We start from the raw sequence: 17,767 nt of genomic DNA on the forward strand, positions 1-17,767 counted from the left end.
ACTACGGTCTTGTGGGTTGTGCCCGCCGCTTCGACGACTGCGACGACTGTGAAGGAACGCGTGTGAAATCGCCGCTGGCCGAGTTGCGGCAGCGTCTGCCCGAGCTGATGCCCGAGGACCAGCACCGGCTGCGCCGCCGTATCGACGGGGCGCGGGGCCTGCGCGAGGAGGCGCTGGCTGCGGTCACCGCGCGCATCGCCGTCGACGTCGAGCGGGCCGAGGCCAGGGTGGCGCGCCGCCGGGCGGCGGTGCCGTCGATCAATTACCCGGCCGAGCTGCCGGTCAGCCAGAAGAAGGACGACATCGCCGCGGCGATCCGCGACCACCAGGTCGTCATCGTGGCGGGGGAGACCGGCTCGGGCAAGACCACCCAGCTGCCCAAGATCTGCCTGGAGCTGGGCCGCGGGGTGCTCGGCACCATCGGGCACACCCAGCCGCGCCGGCTGGCCGCCCGTACCGTCGCCGACCGCATCGCCGAGGAGGTCGGCACCCCGCTCGGCGAGACCGTCGGCTACAAGGTGCGCTTCACCGACACCTCCAGCGACGACACGCTGGTCAAGCTGATGACCGATGGCATCCTGCTGGCGGAGATCCAGGGCGACCGGCTGCTGCGCCGCTACGACACGCTCATCATCGACGAGGCGCACGAGCGCAGCCTCAACATCGACTTCCTGCTGGGCTACCTCAAGGAGATCCTGCCGCGCCGCCCCGACCTGAAGGTGATCATCACCTCGGCGACGATCGACCCGGAGCGGTTCTCCCGGCACTTCGGCGAGGCGCCCATCGTGGAGGTCTCCGGCCGCACCTACCCGGTCGAGGTCCGCTACCGCCCGATCGTGGACCCCGAGGACCCCGACGCCGACCCCGACCGCGACCAGGTGCAGGCCATCTCGGACGCGGTGGACGAGCTGATGCTGGAGGGGCCCGGCGACATCCTGGTGTTCCTGTCCGGCGAGCGGGAGATCCGCGACACCGCCGACGCCCTGGCCAAGCGCAACCTGCGCGACACCGAGATCCTGTCGCTGTACGCGCGGCTGTCGGCCGCCGAGCAGCACCGCGTCTTCCAGCCGCACCGCGGCCGCCGGATCGTGCTGGCCACCAACGTCGCCGAGACCTCGCTGACGGTGCCGGGCATCAAGTACGTCATCGACCCGGGCACCGCGCGCATCTCCCGCTACAGCCACCGCCTGAAGGTGCAGCGGCTGCCGATCGAGGCGATCTCGCAGGCGTCGGCCAACCAGCGCAAGGGCCGCTGCGGCCGGGTATCGGAGGGCATCTGCATCCGGTTGTACTCCGAGGAGGACTTCGCGAGCCGCCCGGAGTTCACCGACCCGGAGATCCTGCGCACCAACCTGGCCTCGGTCATCCTGCAGATGACCAGCCTGGGCCTGGGCGACATCGCCGCGTTCCCGTTCGTAGAGCCGCCGGACCGCCGCAACATCAAGGACGGCGTCGACCTACTGCACGAGCTGGGCGCGTTCGACCCGGCCGCCAAGGACCCGCGCAAGCGGATGACCCCGCTGGGCCGCAAGCTGGCGCAGCTTCCGGTCGACCCGCGGCTGGCGCGCATGGTACTGGAGGCCGACCAGAACGGCTGCGTGCGCGAGGTGCTGGTCATCGCCGCCGCGCTGTCGATCCAGGATCCGCGCGAGCGGCCGGCCGACCGGCAGCAGGCCGCCGACGAGCGGCACCGCCGCTTCGCCGATCCCGCCTCCGACTTCCTGGCCTACCTCAACCTGTGGAACTACCTGCGGGAGCGGCAGCAGGAGCTGTCAGGCAGCCAGTTCCGCCGGATGTGCAAGAACGAGTTCCTGCACTACCTACGGATCCGCGAGTGGCAGGACCTGCACGGCCAGCTCAAGCAGGTCGCCAAGGGCCTGGGCGTCACCGTCAACACCGCCGACGCCGAGCCCGAGCGCGTCCACCGGTCGCTGCTGGCCGGTCTGTTGTCGCACATCGGCCTGATGGACCCCGAAAAGCGCGACTACCTCGGCGCCCGCGGCGCCCGGTTCGCGGTCTTCCCCGGCTCGGGCCTGTTCAAGAAGCCGCCGCGCTGGATCATGTCGGCCGAGCTGGTGGAGACCTCCCGGCTGTGGGCCCGCGTCAACGCCAGGATCGAGCCCGACTGGATCGAGCCGCTGGCCCAGCACTTGGTCAAACGCAACTACAGCGAGCCGCACTGGTCCAAGAAGCAGGGCGCGGCGATGGCCTATGAACGGGTCACCCTCTACGGCGTGCCGATCGTGACCCAGCGGCGGGTCAACTACGGCCGCATCGACCCCGAGTTGGCCCGCGAGCTGTTCATCCGGCACGCCCTGGTGGACGGCGAGTGGGAGACCCACCACGCGTTCTTCCACGAGAACAGGGCGCTGCTGGAGGAGATCGAGGACCTGGAGCACCGGGCCCGCCGCCGCGACATCCTGGTCGACGACCAGACCCTGTTCGACTTCTACGACGAGCGGCTGCCCGCCGAGGCGATCTCGGTCCGGCACTTCGACGCCTGGTGGAAGAAGGCCCGCCGCACGACCCCGGATCTGCTGAACTTCGACAAGCAGATGTTGATCAACGCCGGCGCGGACGAGGTCAGCGAGGCCGACTACCCCGACGAGTGGCGGCAGGGGCCGCTGCGGCTGCGGCTGACCTACCTGTTCGAGCCGGGCGCGGACGCCGCGGGCACCGACGGCGTCACCGTGCACGTCCCGCTGCAGGTGCTCAACCAGGTCGGCCCCGACGGGTTCGACTGGCAGGTGCCCGGGCTGCGCGCCGAGCTGGTCACCGAACTGATCCGGTCGCTGCCCAAGCAGCTGCGCGTCAACTTCGTGCCCGCCCCGGACGTGGCCCGCAAGGTGCTGGCGCGGGTGTCGCCGCGCAGCGAGCCGCTGCTGGCGGCGCTGGAGCGCGAGCTGCGCGCGATGACCGGCGTCACCGTGGCCCGCGAGAGCTGGGACCTCGCGCGCGTCCCCGCCCACCTGAAGATGACCTTCCGGGTGGTCGACGGCCGCGGGCGCACCGTCGCCGAGGGCAAGGACCTGGACGACCTCAAGCGGCGGCTGCGGGGCAAGGTCCGCGGCACGCTGTCCACCGTCGCGCAGCAGGACGGCATCGAGCGGGCCGGGCTGAAGACCTGGGACCTGGGCGACCTGCCGCAGATCTTCGAACGCCGGCAGGCCGGATACGCGGTCAAGGCGTATCCGGCGCTGACCGACGAGGGCGACAGCGTCGCCGTCCGCATGTACGAGACCCCGGCCGAGCAGCGGCAGGCGATGTGGCGGGGCACCCGCCGGCTGCTGCTGCTGAACTCGCCGTCCCCGGTCAAGCTCCTGCAGAACGGGCTGACCAACCAGGGCAAGCTGGCGCTCAGCCACAACCCGCATGGCTCGGTCGCGGCGCTGTTCGACGACTGCGTCACCGCCGCCGCCGACAAGCTGATGGCCGAGGCCGGCGGGCCCGCCTGGGACGCCGGCGGCTTCACCGGGCTGCACGACCACGTACGCGCCGAGCTCGCCGACACCGCCGCCGTCATCGTCGGCCATGTCGAGAAGATCCTGCGAACGGCGCACGAGGTCGACCGGCGGCTGCGCGGCACCGCCAGCCTCACCCTGGTGCCGTCGCTGACCGATCTGCGGGCCCGGCTCGACGAGCTCATCGCGCCCGGGTTCGTCACCGCCACCGGCTGGCAGCGCCTGCCGGACCTGCTGCGCTACCTGCGGGCGATGCAGGTCAGGCTGGACAAGCTGCCGGACAACCCGGGCCGGGACCGGCTGCTGATGCAGCAGGTGGAGCGGATGCGGCAGGAGTACGAGCACCTGCTCCACCGGCTGCCGCCGGCCCGCCGCGACGAGGAGGCGGTCCGGCAGATCCGCTGGATGATCGAGGAGCTGCGGGTCAGCCTGTTCGCCCAGCAGCTGGGCACCCGCTACCCGGTCTCCGACAAGCGCATCCTCAAGGCCATCGCGCAGATTCCGCTGTGACCCCGGGCACGGGCGGGACGCGGTGACCTGCACGGCGTTCCCCGCCGCGCACCCGTGGACGCCGCCGCCCGAGCTCAGGCGGTGATGTCGCGGCGGCGCAGGCCGTAGAGCCCGGCCGCGGCCAGCGCCGCCGTCACGACCGCCAGCCACACCATCGGCGCGACGGCCATGGCCGCGCCCGGCAGCTTGGGAACGTGCGTGAACGGGGACAGGTCCATCGCCCACTGGTCCAGCTCCAGCAGCGGACCGACCTGCCCGAGCAGCAGGAACACCGCGATCGCCGCCCAGGCGCCCGCCACGGCCCGCGGCGCCGGCCCCAGCAGGGCCAGCGCGATGCCGGCCGGCACCCAGGCCGCCGGGACCTGCACCAGCGCGCCCCCCATCGCGTCGGCCATCGCACCTGCCAGATCCCCGCTGGTGAGCCCGTAGGTCAGGCCGGTCGTCACCCCGCCGACCACCAGCAGCAGCGCCGTGCCGAGCAGCGCGATGAGCGCATGCCCGCCGGCCCACCGGACCCGGCTCACCGGGGAGGCCAGCAACGGCTCGGCTCGGCCGTGGGCCTCCTCACCGCGCAGCCGCAGCATCGCCTGCACCGCGTAGACGGACGCGGTGAGCGCCATCAGCCCGAACGCCGTGACGAGGAAGGCGTTGGTGAGGTCGGTGGTCCCGCCCATCCGGGCGATCGCGTCCCGGGTGCTCGGGCTGTCGCCCGCCAGCTCGTCGACGCCCTCGATCGTCCCGCCGAAGACCAGCCCGTACACCGCGAACCCGGCGGCCCAGGCCGCCAGCGCGCCCCGCTGCAGCCGCCAGGCCAGCGCCAGCGGGGAGCGCAGCGACGGTGCGGCCTGCGCGGGCCCCGGCCGGGACGGCAGCAGCCCGCCGCCCAGGTCCCGTCGCGCGACCAGCGAGTACGCCAGCGCGGCCAGCAGCATCGCACCGGCCAGTGGCAGCGCCAGGACCCACCAGCGGTCGCCGGCGTAGGGGCGCACCTGCTGTCCCCAGCCGATCGGCGACAGCCACGACAGCCAGGTGGGGCCGTTCGCGCCGCCGGAGTCGGCGACGGCGCGCAGCAGGAACGCCGCCCCGAGGAGCGTGATGGCGATCGTGTTGGCGACCCGGGCGTTGCCGGTGAGCTGTGCGGTGACCGCCGCCACCGTCGCGAAGAACGTCCCGGTGAGCGTCCAGGCCAGCCCGAACGCCACGGCGCCGGCCGCCCCCTCGCCCATCAGCAGCAGCGTGACCGACAGGCCCAGCGCCAGGTTGGCGAGGAACGCGGTGCCGAGCGCCACGGTCAGCGGTGCGTACCGGCCGACCACCCCGGCGCTGACCAGTTCGAGCCGGCCGTCCTCCTCCTCGGCGCGGGTGTGGCGGACCACCAGCAGGATGCTCATGACGGAGACCAGCACGGCGGCGGCCGCGCCCAGCCGCCAGGCGGTCAACGCGCCGACCGAGGCGGCGTGGGCCGGCCCGTAGAAGGCCAGCAGCGAGGTGTTGGTGTTGATCCCGGCGGCGAACTCGCGGCGTTCGGCCTCCTCCGAGTACAGCCCCTGATAGCCGGTGAGGACGGTGAGGGCGAGCACGAACAGCAGGCCCACCCACACCGGGATCATCACCCGGTCGCGGCGCAGCGCCAGCCGCAGCAGCGTGCGCGCCCCGGCGTTCGCGGTCATCGCGCCGCCGCCTTCGCCTCGGCGCCCAGATCGTCGGCGTAGTGCCGCAGGAACAGCTCCTCCAGCGTGGGCGGCCGGCTGACCAGGCTGACCACGCCCGAGCCGACCAGGTGCCGCAGCACCTCGTCCAGCCGGCCGCCGTCCACCTCGAACCGCACCCGGGCGCCGTCGGCCTCCAGGCCGTGCACCCCGGCCAGCCCCGCCAGCCCGTCCGAGGGCCGCGCCAGCTCGGCCTGGATGGAGGTGCGGGTGAGGTGGCGCAGCTCGTCCAGCGTGCCGGACTCCACCGCGCGGCCCCGGCGGATGATGGTGACCCGGTCGCACAGCGCCTCGACCTCGCTGAGGATGTGGCTGGACAGCAGCACGGTGCGGCCGCGCCGCCGCTCCTCCCGCACGCACTGCCGGAAGACCTCCTCCATCAGCGGGTCGAGGCCGGAGGTGGGCTCGTCCAGGATGAGCAGCTCGGCGTCGGAGGCCAGCGCCGCCACCAGCGCCACCTTCTGCCGGTTGCCCTTGGAGTAGGCGCGGCCCTTCTTGCGCGGGTCCAGCTCGAAGCGTTCCAGCAGCTCGGCGCGGCGCCGCGGGTCCAGCCCGCCGCGCAGCCGCCCGAGCAGGTCGATCACCTCTCCGCCGGACAGGTTGGGCCACAGGGTGACGTCGCCGGGCACGTAGGCCAGCCGCCGGTGCAGCGCGGTGGCGTCCCGCCAGGGGTCCCCGCCGAGCAGTTCGGCGGTGCCCGCGTCCGCCCGCAGCAGGCCCAGCAGCACGCGGATGGTGGTGGACTTTCCCGAGCCGTTGGGGCCCAGGAAGCCGTGCACCTCGCCGGGGGAGACGGTCAGGTCCAGCCCGTCGAGCGCACGGGTCCGGCCGAAGGTCTTGACCAGACCGGACACCGAGATCGCTGTGTTCATGTCTTCAGAAGCTACACCGTTTTCACAAATCCGTGAATGTTGTGAATCGGATAAACTCTGCTCACCTTGTCGAAGGAGCTGATGACACCGTGAACGAGGCGCCGATCGCCCATCGCGACGACCGGCGGGAGGAGCGGGACGCCGAGGCCCTGGCGGGCTTTGTAGAGAGGTTCGCCGGACAACTGGTCGACGCGGGCATGCCGCGCATGCCCTCACGGGTGTTCGCCGCGCTGCTGACCAGCGACGCCGGCCGGATGACCGCCGCCGAGCTGGCCGAGGCCCTGCAGGCCAGCCCGGCCGCGATCTCGGGCGCCGTGCGCTACCTGGGGCACGTCAACATGGTCGCCCGGGAGCGCGACCCGGGGACGCGCCGCGACGTGTACCTGGTCCGCCCGGACGTCTGGTACGAGATGATGGCCGGCCGCGACCAGACCCTCAGGCTCTGGACACGGACGCTGCGCGAGGGCGAGCGGCTGGCCGGGTCGGGCACCCCCGCCGCCGACCGGCTGGCCGACGCGGCGGAGTTCTTCGATTTCATGCGCGCCGAGCTGGACGCCATGCTGAAACGCTGGCGCGAGCACCGCGAGCACCGCGAGCACCGCGAGCAGCGCCACGGCGACCACGCCGTCTGACCACGCGCTCCCCGCCACCTGCCGGGCCGTGCCGGTGCCGCATCCCGGCGGCTGCCGCGCGGCCCTGCCGGAGACCTGGTGGCACGGCAGCGACCGCGACGACACGACCCGGGTCCGGCGGGCCTGCGCGAACGACCGGCCGCGCATCCTCCGAGCGCGTCAGGAACGAGGCCGGGCCGGAGCGGTGGCGCAAACGCCATGAGCGCCACCACGAGGCAGGGCCTGACGCGGCGCCACTACCCTCCGGGCTGTACGGGCACCGCGTCCAGGCAGCAGTCGCCGCACAGGCCTGCGCCCGAGACCCGGTAGTACAGGCAGCAGCTACGGCGCCGGAAACCCAGGCCCGGTCCGATGGGCGTACCGGCACCGCGCAGCCCGCCGGTGGCCAGCAGCCGCGCGGCCAGTCCGAGACCGGGGGCGGTGAGGGCGGGCCGCGCCCCGGCCAGCACCCGCAGCGTGCCGACCAGCGCGGACGCGGCATTGCCCCACAGCAGCCCGGCGGCGACGCCCGTCCGGTCGCGTACCGCGGAGTTGATGCCTTCGAGTTGCTCCACGACGACCGACTGATAGACGGCCGCGGCCAGCTCGTCCGGGCCGGTCACCCGCCGCCCGGACACCTCCGGCAGCCACAGCGGGACGGCGCCCGGCGCGCCCGCCCGGTACCGCAGCGAGGCCAGGCTCGGCACGACGCCGTGGACGAGCGCGCAGCCCAGCACCGGCGACCACAGCCTGGCGGCCAGCCCGAGCTGCGCGGTGGAGGCGGCCACCCTGACCTCCCCGGTGCGCAGCCGCGCGGCCGTCACCTCGATGAGCGCGTCGACCCCGTCCGGGAACGGCCGCCACAGCGGATCGACCTCTTCGGCCGGGTCGGTGGAGACGGCGAAGAACGGGCCGAGACCGGCGACGTCCGCCAGCGCCTCCGTCACCGCCCGGCGGCCTGATCCTTCCTCGCGCACAGCCGGGAGTATAGGCATGACTGCAGGCAGTGGCATGGACCGGTGCTCACCCGAAGGAGACGGGTGTAAGTCGCCACATCACCTCCCAAGTCACTACAGCCTCATATGTCAAGTGCGTAAAGTGCATCTATGCCAAACAGCGATGAGCCCGGCGTCAACGGTGCGGAGTTGGTCGCGCACTCCCTGGATGCGGGCGGTCAGGGGGACGCTGACACCGCCGTGGCCCGGGTCGGGGACCCGGTCACCGTGTGGCCCTGCGCCAACTGCGGGCGTCCGGTGCCGCAGCCGGTCGGCGGCTCCCGCACCATCCGGTACTGCCAGGACAACGACGGCGTCTGCGAGCGCGAGGCACGCGGCCGCCGCGAGCGGGGCCGGGACGCGCCCGGGCTGACCGGCCAGGTCGCCTGGACCTGGGAGCTGGTCGAGCGCCTGGAGAAGATGGCCGACGGGCTCGCCGAGTCGCTGACCTCCGAGCTGAGCGTCGCCGGGGTGGAGCGGCGCGTCGCCGAGATCCGGGCCGAGGCCGCCCGGGACCTGGCCGTGGCGCAGAGCGAGCGCGACGCCTCCGAGCGGCAGGCCGAGGAGGCGCGCCACGAGGCCGCCACGGCCCGGGCGCGGATGCAGGCGGCCGAGGAGGAGGCCCGGCGCGCCCGCCAGGAGGCCAAGCTCGCCACCGCCAAGCGGGACGCCGCCCAGCAGGCCTGGGAGGAGGCGCACCAGGTCGCCCAGCAGGCGGTGGCCGCCAGGCAGGCCGCCGAGTCCGAGCGGGACCGGGTCACCGCCCGCGAGAACGAGCTGCTGTCGGCGCTGGAGTCCAGCCGGGCCGAGCTGGTCGCCCTGCACGCCAAGCTGGCCGAGACCGAGGCGGCCGCCGAGGCGCAGCGGGCCGAGGCCGCCGTCACCCGGCAGGGCGCCGAGGACCTGCGCACCGCCATGCGGGAGGCCGAGACGCAGCGGCAGCAGGCCGTCCAGGCGGCCGCCAAGGCCGAGGAGGAGCGCACCGCCGCCCGCCGGGCCCAGGCCGAGGCCGAGGCCGAGGCCGCCCGGGCCGCCGCACGCTGCGGGGAGGCGCTCGGCGAACGCGACGCCGCGCTGGCCCAGACCCAGCAGGCGCTGGCCGAACGCGACCGGCTCACCGCGCGGATGGCCGAGCAGGCCGGGCAGTCCCAGCAGCTCGCCCAGACGGTCGCCGAGCTGCAGGCGGCGCTGGCGGCGCTGGCGGCCGAGCGCGACGCCGCCCGCGCCGAGGCCGACCGGGCCCGCCGCCAGATCGACCAGCTCACCCAGAACGTGTCGTCCGGCGTGCTGCCGGGAGTGCCCGTGGCGGGCTCGGCCGCCCAGGCCCCCGCCGCTCCGGCTCCGGGCGCCGCCTCCGGCGGTCCGGCGTCCGTGCCCGGCGGTCCGGCGCCCCGCCACGAGGCCGTACCGTCCCCGGCACCGATCGGCGGCGGCCTGTACGAGGCCCCGGCCACCGGCTACAACGCCGCATCGGGCTCATTCACCCCGGCCTCGTCCCCCTACGGCCCCCCGGCGCCCGCCGGGCAGGACCAGAACGGGCGGTCCGGGGAGGCGGACCGGGAGGATCCCCTCTTCGCCCGTCCCTGAGACGCCCCGCGCCGCCGGGCGGTCCCGGAGCGGGGACCGTCCGGCGGCGGGCGGCTCAGGGCAGTGGGCGCAGGTCGCGGCGGAGGGGATGGTCGGCGGGCACCTCGACCAGCACGATCCGCACACCGTCCGGGTCCTCGATCCACATCTCGATCAGCCCCCATGGCTCCTGACGGGGCTCGCGCAGCACGCTGACCCCTGCCTCGCGCAGGCGGCGGTGCTCGGCCTCGACGTCGCGCACCTGGAGCCAGAGCATCATCGCACCGCCCGGGCCGTCGTCCGAGCGCCCGGAGACCTCCAGCAGGCCCTGGCCGAGGAAGTAGACCACGCCGGGCTCGTCGGGCGGCCCGAACTCCCGGTGCACCGCCAGGCCGAGCACCTCGCGGTAGAAGCGGTGGCTGCGCGCCGGGTCGGCGGGACGCAGCAGGGTACGGCTGCTCAGCACGTCCATGGCGGCCTCACCCGGTGAAGCTGGCGAAGTAGGTGGCGGCCATGTCCTGCTCACCGTGCCCGGCGGCCTCAGCGCGGCGGAAGCGCTCGCCCGCCGCCGCGGCCACGTCCAGCCGCAGCCCCGCCGCGGCGGCCGCCTCGGTGATCATCTGAACGTCCTTGCCGGCATTGCGGACGCTGAAGCTGGTGGTGTAGTCCCCGTCCAGGATCGCCCGCATCTTCGCCTGCAGATAGCCGCTGTCCAACGGCCCCCCGCTCACCACCTCACGGAACAGCGCGGGATCGACGCCGAGCCCCTCGACCAGCGACAGCGCCTCGGCGATCACGGTGGTCAACGAGATCGCATAGCCCACCGCGGCCAGCTTCAGCCGCATCGCGGCCCCGGCGTGCTCGCCCACCCACAGCGTCCGCTGTCCGACCGCCTCGAACACCGGCTCCAGCGCCGGGCGGGCCGCCTCGGGCCCGGCGGCCAGGACGAGGAGCGCGCCCTGCTCGGCCGGCTGCCGGGTGCCCTGGACCGGCGCGTCCACGAACGTGAGGCCATGCTCGGCGGCCAGCGCGGCCAGCGACTCCAGGTCGGTCAGCGAGACCGTGCTCATCTGCGCCCACACCTGCCCGGCGCGCAGCCCATCCGGCGCGTCGCGCATCGCCGACAGCACGGCCGGCCCGTCGGCGAGCATCGTGATCACCACGTCGGCGCCGTCGACGGCCTCGGCGGGAGAGGCCGCCACCTGCGCCCCGTCCGCCCGCAGCGGCTCGGCCCTGGCCTGCGTGCGGTTCCACACCCGTACCCGTATCCCGTGTTTGAGGAGGTTGCGGGCCATGGCCGAACCCATGATCCCGGTGCCCAGCAGTGCGACGATCGGCATGCTGCCGCTCCTTCGAACCTCGACGGTCGTTACGCTCCACAACTAGGGCGCGTCGTCACGGACCGTCAAGATGACCGGCCTGCTCCTGCCGGTCGGCAGCGGTGTAGGGGGCGGCGAAGACGTCCAGCGTCCGGTCCAGATGCGCCGTCCACCAGGCCACCAGCGCCACGTCCGCCGGGAGCAGGTGATCGCGGCCGGCCCCGCGTTCCAGGTGGCGTTCCAGGTAGTGGCGGCGCAGCGGTCCTAGGTCGCACAGGTGCTCCCACCACAGCCGGTGCACCGCCGAGCAGAGCTGCCCGGCGTCCAGCGGGAAGGCGGCGCGGTGGCCGCGCACGAACGACTCGACCCGGTCCAGGTCCAGGCCGCGCTCGTCGCCGTACCCGGCGAACAGCGCCACCGCCGCCCGCACCAGGTCCCCGGCGAACGGCGCGACGCGCAGGCCACCCCACCCGACGACCGCCGCGACCTGGCGGGTCCGGCCGTACAGCAGGTTCTGGGCGTGGAAGCCGCCGTGCACGTAGCCGACCGCGAACGCCTCCACCTCGGGCGGCTGGTGGTCGGTCAGCTCCTCCAGCAGCGCCCGCCGCTCGCGCAGCCGCCGCCCGGCCAGCGCATCGAAGTCGTCGCCGTCGTCCGGCAGCGCCGCCAGCAGCCGGTCGACGGCGGCCACCGTGTCGGCGGCGCGGCTGGTCGGCACCAGCAGGCTCTGCTGGACCGGCGGGGTCAGCCGGTCCAGCTCGGCATGCAGCCGCCCCAGCAGTTCCCCGAGCCGGTGGCACTGGTCCAGCGACAGCTCTAGCCCGCCGCGCCGCGTCCCCTCAGTCCACGGGTACAGCGCGTACGCCCGGCGCTCGGCCTGCACGAGCGTACGGCCGGTGCGCGCGGGGACCGGGGCCGGGACCGGCAGCCCGGCCGCGTCCAGCGCCGTCGTCACCGAGTGCTCGAACAGCACCCGCCGCCGGTCGGCGTCCCCGTACCGCTTGAGCAGGACCGTGCCGGCGCCGGTCTCCACCCGCCACGCCCGGTGCGGCCCGTCGCCCGGCAGCGCGACGATCTCGCGGGCGTCGCCGAGATCCCAGCGGCGCAGCAGCCGCGGCGCGGGCGGCTCGGTGCCGGACGCCCCGCCCGGCTCGGTGTCAGGCTCGCGGTCGCGCACGTGGGCACCTCGCTGGCGTCGCGCTGACAGGTCCTCGAACTGATGTTCAGCTGACGCTACACGCGCTGTCGGCCCGCGTAAAACCCCGCCACGGCCCGCCGGGTCAGACCTGTGGTTCGCCCAGTTCGGTGAACAGGGTGAGCTGGAGACCCGCCGGGCCCGTCAGCCGGGAGTTCAGCGAGTTCCACGGGGTGCGGGTCGGCTCGGCCAGCACGGCGGCGCCGGCCTCGGCCAGCTCGGCCGTGACGGCGGGGGAGTCGTCCACCTCGAAGGCCACCCGGATGTGACCGGCCACCCGCCGCCCCACCTCGACCTCGTCGATGAACTCCGCGTGCGGCGGGTCGGCCAGTTCCAGGGTGGCCCGCCCGGCCTCCAGGATGGTCACCCGGCCGCCCTCGGAGGAGAACGCGGCCCGCTCGGTCAGGCCCAGCACGTCCCGGTAGAACCGCAGCGCCTCGTCGTAGTCCCGGCGGTCACGGGTGGTGACCACCAGGCGCATCTCTCGGACCGCCGCACTCGCGGGACGGCCGGATTCCCTGTTCTCGGACATGGCCGCCAACGTATGCGATCTTGATCCCCGGCGGCGAACGGCGGGAGCTCTCCGCCGTGGACCGGGACAGGACGAGGCCTCGCCCGTGAACCGGGACGGATCGAGGTCTTGGCCGTGAACCGGAGACAGGCCGAGATCTTCGCCGTGAACCGGGAACAGACCGGCGCGTGCCGGCGCTGAAGCCGGATGATCACTATTCGACCGGAGGAATCACGATGGACAAGCTCACCGACGACGCCAAGGCGCTGCTTAGCCGTCCCCTGCACGGCTGGGTCACCACGGTGCGGCCGGACGGGTCCCTGCACAGCACCCTGGTGTGGGTGGACGTGGACGGAGACGATGTCATCGTCAACACCGCGGTCGGCCGGGCCAAGGAGAAGCACCTCAAGGCCGACCCGCGGATCGCGGTGAGCGTCGCGGACCCCGACAACGACTACCACTACCTCAGCGTGTCCGGAACGGCACGGCTGGAGCCCGAGGGCGCCGACGAGATCATCGACCGCCTGGCCAAGAAGTACCTGAACGCCGACACCTACCCGTTCCGCCAGCCGGGCGAGGAGCGCGTCACGGTGCGGCTGACCCCGGAGAAGGTGATCTACAGCACGGGGGCCTGACCTGGGGGAACGCCGGCGTGACATAGCTCTCCGTGCCCGCTGTGAACGTCGTGGCGGGGGTGTCTGTCCTACGACCGAGGGGGCGGGCGGCGCCTACCGTCCGCCCAAGGTCACGTCTTTGGGGGACGGATGCACGACACCACGGGCAACGAACCGACGGTGCAGACGGTGATCTCGGGCGAGGTCGCCGGAGACGACGTGGAGCGGGCCGAGCGGGCGGTGCGCGCGGCGCTGACCGGCGCCCGCGGCCGCGTCGCGTCGGCGCGGGTGACGCTGACGGTGCTCGCCGAGCCGGCGCCGCCGCGGCCGGCGCTGGCCCAGGCGGTCATCGACCTCGGCGGCCGCAGGCTGCGCGCCCAGGCCGCCGCGCCGAGCCTGCCCGAGGCCATCGACCTGCTCCGGGACCGGCTCGCCCGCCGGGTGGCCGCCTGAAGGACGGTCGGGAGCCCGGTGCGTACGACAGGGGCGGCGTGTCCCCCGGCACCTGGTGCACGCCGCCCCGTCTTCATCCGGGCCCGTCCCGCCCGGCCCCTGCCCGGTCCGCGGTCAGGGCTTGTCCTGCTCCAGCAGCTCCTGGACGATCACGCTCTGGTACGGACGGGACGGGTCCGGCCGGTAGGCGAGCATCGCCAGCGAGGCGCCGTCCTCGTCGCGGATCTCGAAGCGGTAGCCGTCCTGCGGCTGCTCCAGGTCCGCCGCGGCCTGGTCGTGGCGGAGCCTGCATATCGTGTCGACCTTGTCGAGCGCTCCCTTGAGGGTCTCGGCGTCACTGACGAACCTGGCCGGCTCGCCGCTCTCCCATATCTCGAACATCAATGGCGTCCTGTCGGCGGTCGCGGGCGGTGGCGGTGGCGCGGAAGGTGGCTGATCCACCCCCGCCTTACGCGCACAGGGGACAGCTTGCGCGGAATTGTTCCAATCTTCAACCGTTCTACGGAAGATCGTCCGACCCCGCTCGCCGGACCGTGCCGATCCGGCGTCACAGCCGGGTGGGAACGGCCTGGACCGGGGCCGGGATTTCCCGGCGGGCCCATCCGGTCGCCCGCGCCCGACCCAAGGCGATCTACTCCGTAGATCGCGAAGGTCCGGGAGAACCCGCCCAGAGCGAAATGCCGGAATGTGTAGGAATGGGGCCGAATGGGAGTTCTGAGCGTGCCAACCGGAGCCCCGGCCGGAACACGGTGCGCCGTGGAATCCGTCCGCGCTCCCGCAGCCGCCCGCGTCAGGGCGGCTGTCCGTCCCTGTACGTCGCCGACCACGCCCCCGATCGCGGCCGCCGCGTCCATGTTGACGTGTCTCGGCCGTCCCGGGCCGGTCACATCCGCCGGAGCATCTCCTCCAGCAGCCCGCGGGTCTGCCCGGCGTGGCAGGCGTCCACCGACAGCCGGTCCATGACCTGGCGGTAGCGGTCCACGTCGGCAGGCTTGTCCAGGTACAGGGAGCTGGTGAGCTGCTCCAGGTAGATCACGTCCGACAACGTGGGCTCGCCGAAGCGAAGGATGGAGAACGGGCCGCCCGCGGCCGCGTGCCCGCCCGCCGCGAACTGGACGATCTGCAGCGTCACGTGGTCCAGCCTGGTCATCTCGACCAGATGCCGGAGTTGGGCGCGCATCACCTCCGGGCCGCCGAGGGGACGGCGCAGCGCCGCCTCGTCCACGACCGCCCACAGCCGGAGCGGATCGGTCCCGTGCAGCCGGCCCTGCCGGGTCATCCGCAGTCGTATCCGGCGCTCGATCTCCTCCGCGGTGGCGTCCGGATGGCCGAGCCGCACCACCGCCCGGGCGTAGTCCTCAGTCTGCAGCAGGCCGGGCACGAACTGCACCTCATAGGTACGGATCAGCGAGGCCGCCTGCTCCAGGCCGATGTAGACCTGGAACCAGTCGGGCAGCACGTCGCCGTACTGGTGCCACCAGCCCGGCGTGTTGGCCTGGTGGACCAGCCCCAACAGGGCCGTGCGCTCGTCGGCGTCCCGCACGCCGTACAGGGTCAGCAGGTCGGCCACGTCCCGCTCCTTGAAGCCGACCCGGCCATTCTCCATCCGGCTGATCTTGGAGTGCGAGCCGCGGATGGCGTACCCGGCCTCCTCGGTGGACAGCCCGCGCGCCTCGCGCAGCCGGCGCAGCTGGGCGCCGAGCGCGATGCGCAGCGCGGTGGGGCCGTTCCTGGGGTAGGCGATCACCTCGCCCAGGGGCGGCTCGCCTTCGGCGTGAGCTCGGCTCATGGGGAAACTCCCGGGGGTGGCGCCGGCCGGGCGGGGCGGCGATGCGGACCATCGTCACCGGTGTACGGGCCTGGTGTCCAGGCTGCCACGACACGTCCCGCACGGTGCACAACGAGCGGGCCGCGGGATGGTTACGCGCGATCTTTTGTTGAAATGCACGTGCATCAGACCTTGCACCTGCACAATGTACGGAGCAGGATAGCCCGCAGGCCCCCCGGCGTGACCCCCCCGGAGATCGCGATGAACGCACACCTGACCGACAGCGATCGTGAAGCCCTGTGGCTCGCACATGAACTCCGCGAGGAGATGCGACAGGCGCTCGAACGGAGAGGGGTGACCAGCGCCCCCGGAGTGTCGCCCTTCGTCGACTCCACCGGTTGCCCCAGCGTGATCGTGCGCATGGACGCCGACGCTGTCCGCGCCCTCGCCCTCATCCTCGGCGAGCATCGCGCGGCGCCCGCGATGCCTGCGCCGCCCGCGGCCCCCGTCGGCCCGCCGGCCCCGATCCCGCCCGCCGCGCAGCGCCGCCACGACGGCTCGCACGTGTTCCCGACGCGTGAGCCGGTCGGCTACCCCCAGCCCTGATCTCGCCCGACGCCCTGCGGCCGGGGCGGTACGGTCCCGGCCCGGCGTCGTCGCCGTGCCGGGCCGCCATGACGGCCCCCAGGCGTCCCGCCGTCCTATCGTCCCGTGAGATCCGCGATCGGTCCGATCGCCGGCCTCCCTGCATGAGACTCGCCGGGCGATGATCTCCACGCGCTCCATCACCGGATGCCGCGACGACGGCGACGCCGCGGCCCTGCGGTCTCCAATGAGTCTCACTCTTCCGGCCTGACCCCCCGCGCGAAGAACATCGGCCCCGCCGCTTCGACCGAGCGGCGGGGCCGATGCGCATGCTCCGGTTCGGGCGGTGCACCGGTGGCGCAGCACGCGTTCCCAGGGCGCCGCGAGCATGTGTCCGCATAGCCGGTTCAAGGCGGTCCTAAAAGATCTACCTGCGGAGATGAATAGAACCGGGCATTTGACCTGTTCTTGGTATCCGTACTTATACTCGCGGCAAGCGGCGGTCAACGAACCGCCAAGTCAGACCCCGAGACAGTAGATCCAATAGCCGTGGCGCCCCGCACGCCATGCGGGCCCTGTCATCGCCGGCCCTGTCGCCGAGTTGCGACGCCCTTGGGCTGTTCGCCCCGCGCCGGTGATTCCCACCTTCCCTCTAGGCCGTGAGGCCGGCGGTCGCGTGCCCTTTCCCGGGCCCGTGGCGGATCCGCCGTGCCCGCCGGCCCACGAAAGGAAATCCATGCGCAAGCCCGCCAAGCCCGCCAAGCCCGCCAAGCACGCCAAGCCTGCTAAGCGCGTCGAGCTCAAGCCCACCGGGCGCGTCGCGCTGACCGGCCTGGCCGGAGCGGTCCTGGTCACCGGCATCACCGTCGGGACGATCACCAAGCTGACCGCCGAGCCCGCCGCCGCCGAGCAGATCCCCGCGGCCGCCGCCCGGCAGGAGGCCGGGGCGCCCACGACCGTCGAGAGCAAGGCCGCGGCCCCCAGGGCGCTGCTGACCGGCTACACCACCGCCTCCTATTTCTGGGACGACGGCTCGGGTATCCGGGGCGACACCGGGGCGCCCGCCAGCGGCAAGCCCATGCAGAAGGGCATGTTCGCCAGCCCGAGCTGGCCGCTGCTGACCAAGGTCAAGGTCACCTACAACGGGCGCAGCGTGGTCGGGTTCGTCGGGGACCGCGGGCCGGGCGAGCCGTCGCACCGGGGCATCATGCTCGACCTGGACACCTACTCGTTCCGCTACCTGCACGATGGCGGCCGGCCCGCGAGCAAGTACCACGCGGGCACCGACGTGGGCCATCTCAAGGGCGTCAAGTACGAGGTCCTCGAGTGGGGCTCCGGCCGCGGCGAGAAGGGGGCGCCCAAGCCGTTCGGCACCTGATCTTGGAACGTTCCAGCAACTTCGCCCGGGGGTGGGGGCGGGCGCCGCGGCGCCCGCCCCCACCCCCGGGCGAACGCGATCTTGCGCATGGTGTCCTGAGTGCGGCCTTGTGGCGTGCGCCTTAAGAAGGTTAGGCTCGCCTTGGTTAGGCGAGGCTAACCTAACTGTTGAGCGCCCGTTTCGGAAGTCACCGAAGGCCGACCCCGCCGAAAGGACACCC

The 17,767-nt window shown here is 73.3% G+C and carries 16 protein-coding genes; 7 read left to right on the top strand and 9 right to left on the bottom strand.

All coding sequences use genetic code 11. The features are described 5' to 3' along the window. The first annotated feature begins 62 nt into the window (after window positions 1-62). Window positions 63-3,971 carry an ATP-dependent RNA helicase HrpA gene (gene hrpA, locus C4U03_RS36955; RefSeq protein ID WP_103944456.1) on the top strand — a complete coding sequence of 1,303 codons (3,909 nt, stop codon included), beginning with the start codon at window positions 63-65 and terminating at the stop codon, window positions 3,969-3,971. Between the two features lie 74 nt (window positions 3,972-4,045). Here the strand turns inward: hrpA and C4U03_RS40850 are convergent, their stop codons facing one another. Beyond that, the gene (locus tag C4U03_RS40850; protein ID WP_160147227.1) at window positions 4,046-5,641 is read right to left on the bottom strand and encodes an ABC transporter permease; all 1,596 of its coding nucleotides are present in this window, start codon (window positions 5,639-5,641) and stop codon (window positions 4,046-4,048) included. After that, entirely contained in the window at window positions 5,638-6,552 is a 915-nt protein-coding gene (locus C4U03_RS36965; protein ID WP_103944457.1) for an ABC transporter ATP-binding protein, read from the bottom strand. Before C4U03_RS36965 ends, C4U03_RS40850 begins: the two co-directional genes overlap by 4 nt. Before the next feature lie 89 nt (window positions 6,553-6,641). Here C4U03_RS36965 and C4U03_RS36970 point away from each other — a divergent pair, with 89 nt between their 5' ends. Continuing rightward, entirely contained in the window at window positions 6,642-7,184 is a 543-nt protein-coding gene (locus C4U03_RS36970) for a GbsR/MarR family transcriptional regulator (protein ID WP_235018363.1), read from the top strand. Window positions 7,185-7,420: 236 nt separating this feature from the next. Here C4U03_RS36970 and C4U03_RS36975 read toward each other — a convergent pair whose 3' ends face one another. Continuing rightward, complete coding sequence (locus C4U03_RS36975) at window positions 7,421-8,140, bottom strand: (2Fe-2S)-binding protein (protein ID WP_235018364.1); 720 nt, start codon at window positions 8,138-8,140, stop codon at window positions 7,421-7,423. 129 nt (window positions 8,141-8,269) lie between these two features. Here C4U03_RS36975 and C4U03_RS36980 point away from each other — a divergent pair, with 129 nt between their 5' ends. Next, window positions 8,270-9,745 carry a coiled-coil domain-containing protein gene (locus C4U03_RS36980; RefSeq protein WP_146087663.1) on the top strand — a complete coding sequence of 492 codons (1,476 nt, stop codon included), beginning with the start codon at window positions 8,270-8,272 and terminating at the stop codon, window positions 9,743-9,745. 55 nt (window positions 9,746-9,800) lie between these two features. On the opposite strand, the gene C4U03_RS36985 is transcribed toward C4U03_RS36980, so the two are convergent. The 4 genes from C4U03_RS36985 to C4U03_RS37000 form a co-directional block, all read right to left on the bottom strand. Further along, window positions 9,801-10,196 carry a VOC family protein gene (locus C4U03_RS36985; protein WP_103944460.1) on the bottom strand — a complete coding sequence of 132 codons (396 nt, stop codon included), beginning with the start codon at window positions 10,194-10,196 and terminating at the stop codon, window positions 9,801-9,803. Between the two features lie 7 nt (window positions 10,197-10,203). Then, the gene (locus C4U03_RS36990) at window positions 10,204-11,064 is read right to left on the bottom strand and encodes an NAD(P)-dependent oxidoreductase (RefSeq protein WP_103944461.1); all 861 of its coding nucleotides are present in this window, start codon (window positions 11,062-11,064) and stop codon (window positions 10,204-10,206) included. Between the two features lie 55 nt (window positions 11,065-11,119). Continuing rightward, window positions 11,120-12,220 carry a phosphotransferase enzyme family protein gene (locus C4U03_RS36995; RefSeq protein ID WP_103944462.1) on the bottom strand — a complete coding sequence of 367 codons (1,101 nt, stop codon included), beginning with the start codon at window positions 12,218-12,220 and terminating at the stop codon, window positions 11,120-11,122. Between the two features lie 103 nt (window positions 12,221-12,323). Continuing rightward, window positions 12,324-12,770 carry a VOC family protein gene (locus tag C4U03_RS37000; protein ID WP_103944463.1) on the bottom strand — a complete coding sequence of 149 codons (447 nt, stop codon included), beginning with the start codon at window positions 12,768-12,770 and terminating at the stop codon, window positions 12,324-12,326. A 215-nt stretch (window positions 12,771-12,985) separates the two neighbouring features. Between C4U03_RS37000 and C4U03_RS37005 the strand changes: the two genes are divergently transcribed. Further along, window positions 12,986-13,384: a PPOX class F420-dependent oxidoreductase gene (locus C4U03_RS37005; protein ID WP_103944464.1), complete on the top strand. Its 399-nt coding sequence runs from the start codon at window positions 12,986-12,988 to the stop codon at window positions 13,382-13,384. Between the two features lie 129 nt (window positions 13,385-13,513). Further along, entirely contained in the window at window positions 13,514-13,816 is a 303-nt protein-coding gene (locus tag C4U03_RS37010) for an HPF/RaiA family ribosome-associated protein (RefSeq protein WP_103944465.1), read from the top strand. 114 nt (window positions 13,817-13,930) lie between these two features. Here the strand turns inward: C4U03_RS37010 and C4U03_RS37015 are convergent, their stop codons facing one another. Together C4U03_RS37015 and C4U03_RS37020 are read right to left on the bottom strand one after the other, a co-directional pair. After that, window positions 13,931-14,197 (bottom strand): hypothetical protein, encoded by a 267-nt coding sequence (locus C4U03_RS37015; protein WP_103944466.1) that lies wholly within the window; start codon window positions 14,195-14,197, stop codon window positions 13,931-13,933. Between the two features lie 502 nt (window positions 14,198-14,699). Then, entirely contained in the window at window positions 14,700-15,605 is a 906-nt protein-coding gene (locus C4U03_RS37020) for a helix-turn-helix domain-containing protein (protein ID WP_103944467.1), read from the bottom strand. Between the two features lie 240 nt (window positions 15,606-15,845). On the opposite strand from C4U03_RS37020, the gene C4U03_RS37025 reads away from it, so the two are divergent. Together C4U03_RS37025 and C4U03_RS37030 are read left to right on the top strand one after the other, a co-directional pair. Further along, window positions 15,846-16,190, top strand: coding sequence for a hypothetical protein (locus C4U03_RS37025; RefSeq protein WP_146087664.1), 345 nt, complete (start codon window positions 15,846-15,848; stop codon window positions 16,188-16,190). Window positions 16,191-16,905: 715 nt separating this feature from the next. Further along, window positions 16,906-17,547 (top strand): RlpA-like double-psi beta-barrel domain-containing protein, encoded by a 642-nt coding sequence (locus C4U03_RS37030; protein WP_235018365.1) that lies wholly within the window; start codon window positions 16,906-16,908, stop codon window positions 17,545-17,547. The last annotated feature ends 220 nt before the right edge of the window (window positions 17,548-17,767 follow it).

The sequence above is a fragment of the Thermomonospora echinospora genome (assembly GCF_900108175.1).
Classification (GTDB): Bacteria; Actinomycetota; Actinomycetes; order Streptosporangiales; family Streptosporangiaceae; genus Thermomonospora; species Thermomonospora echinospora.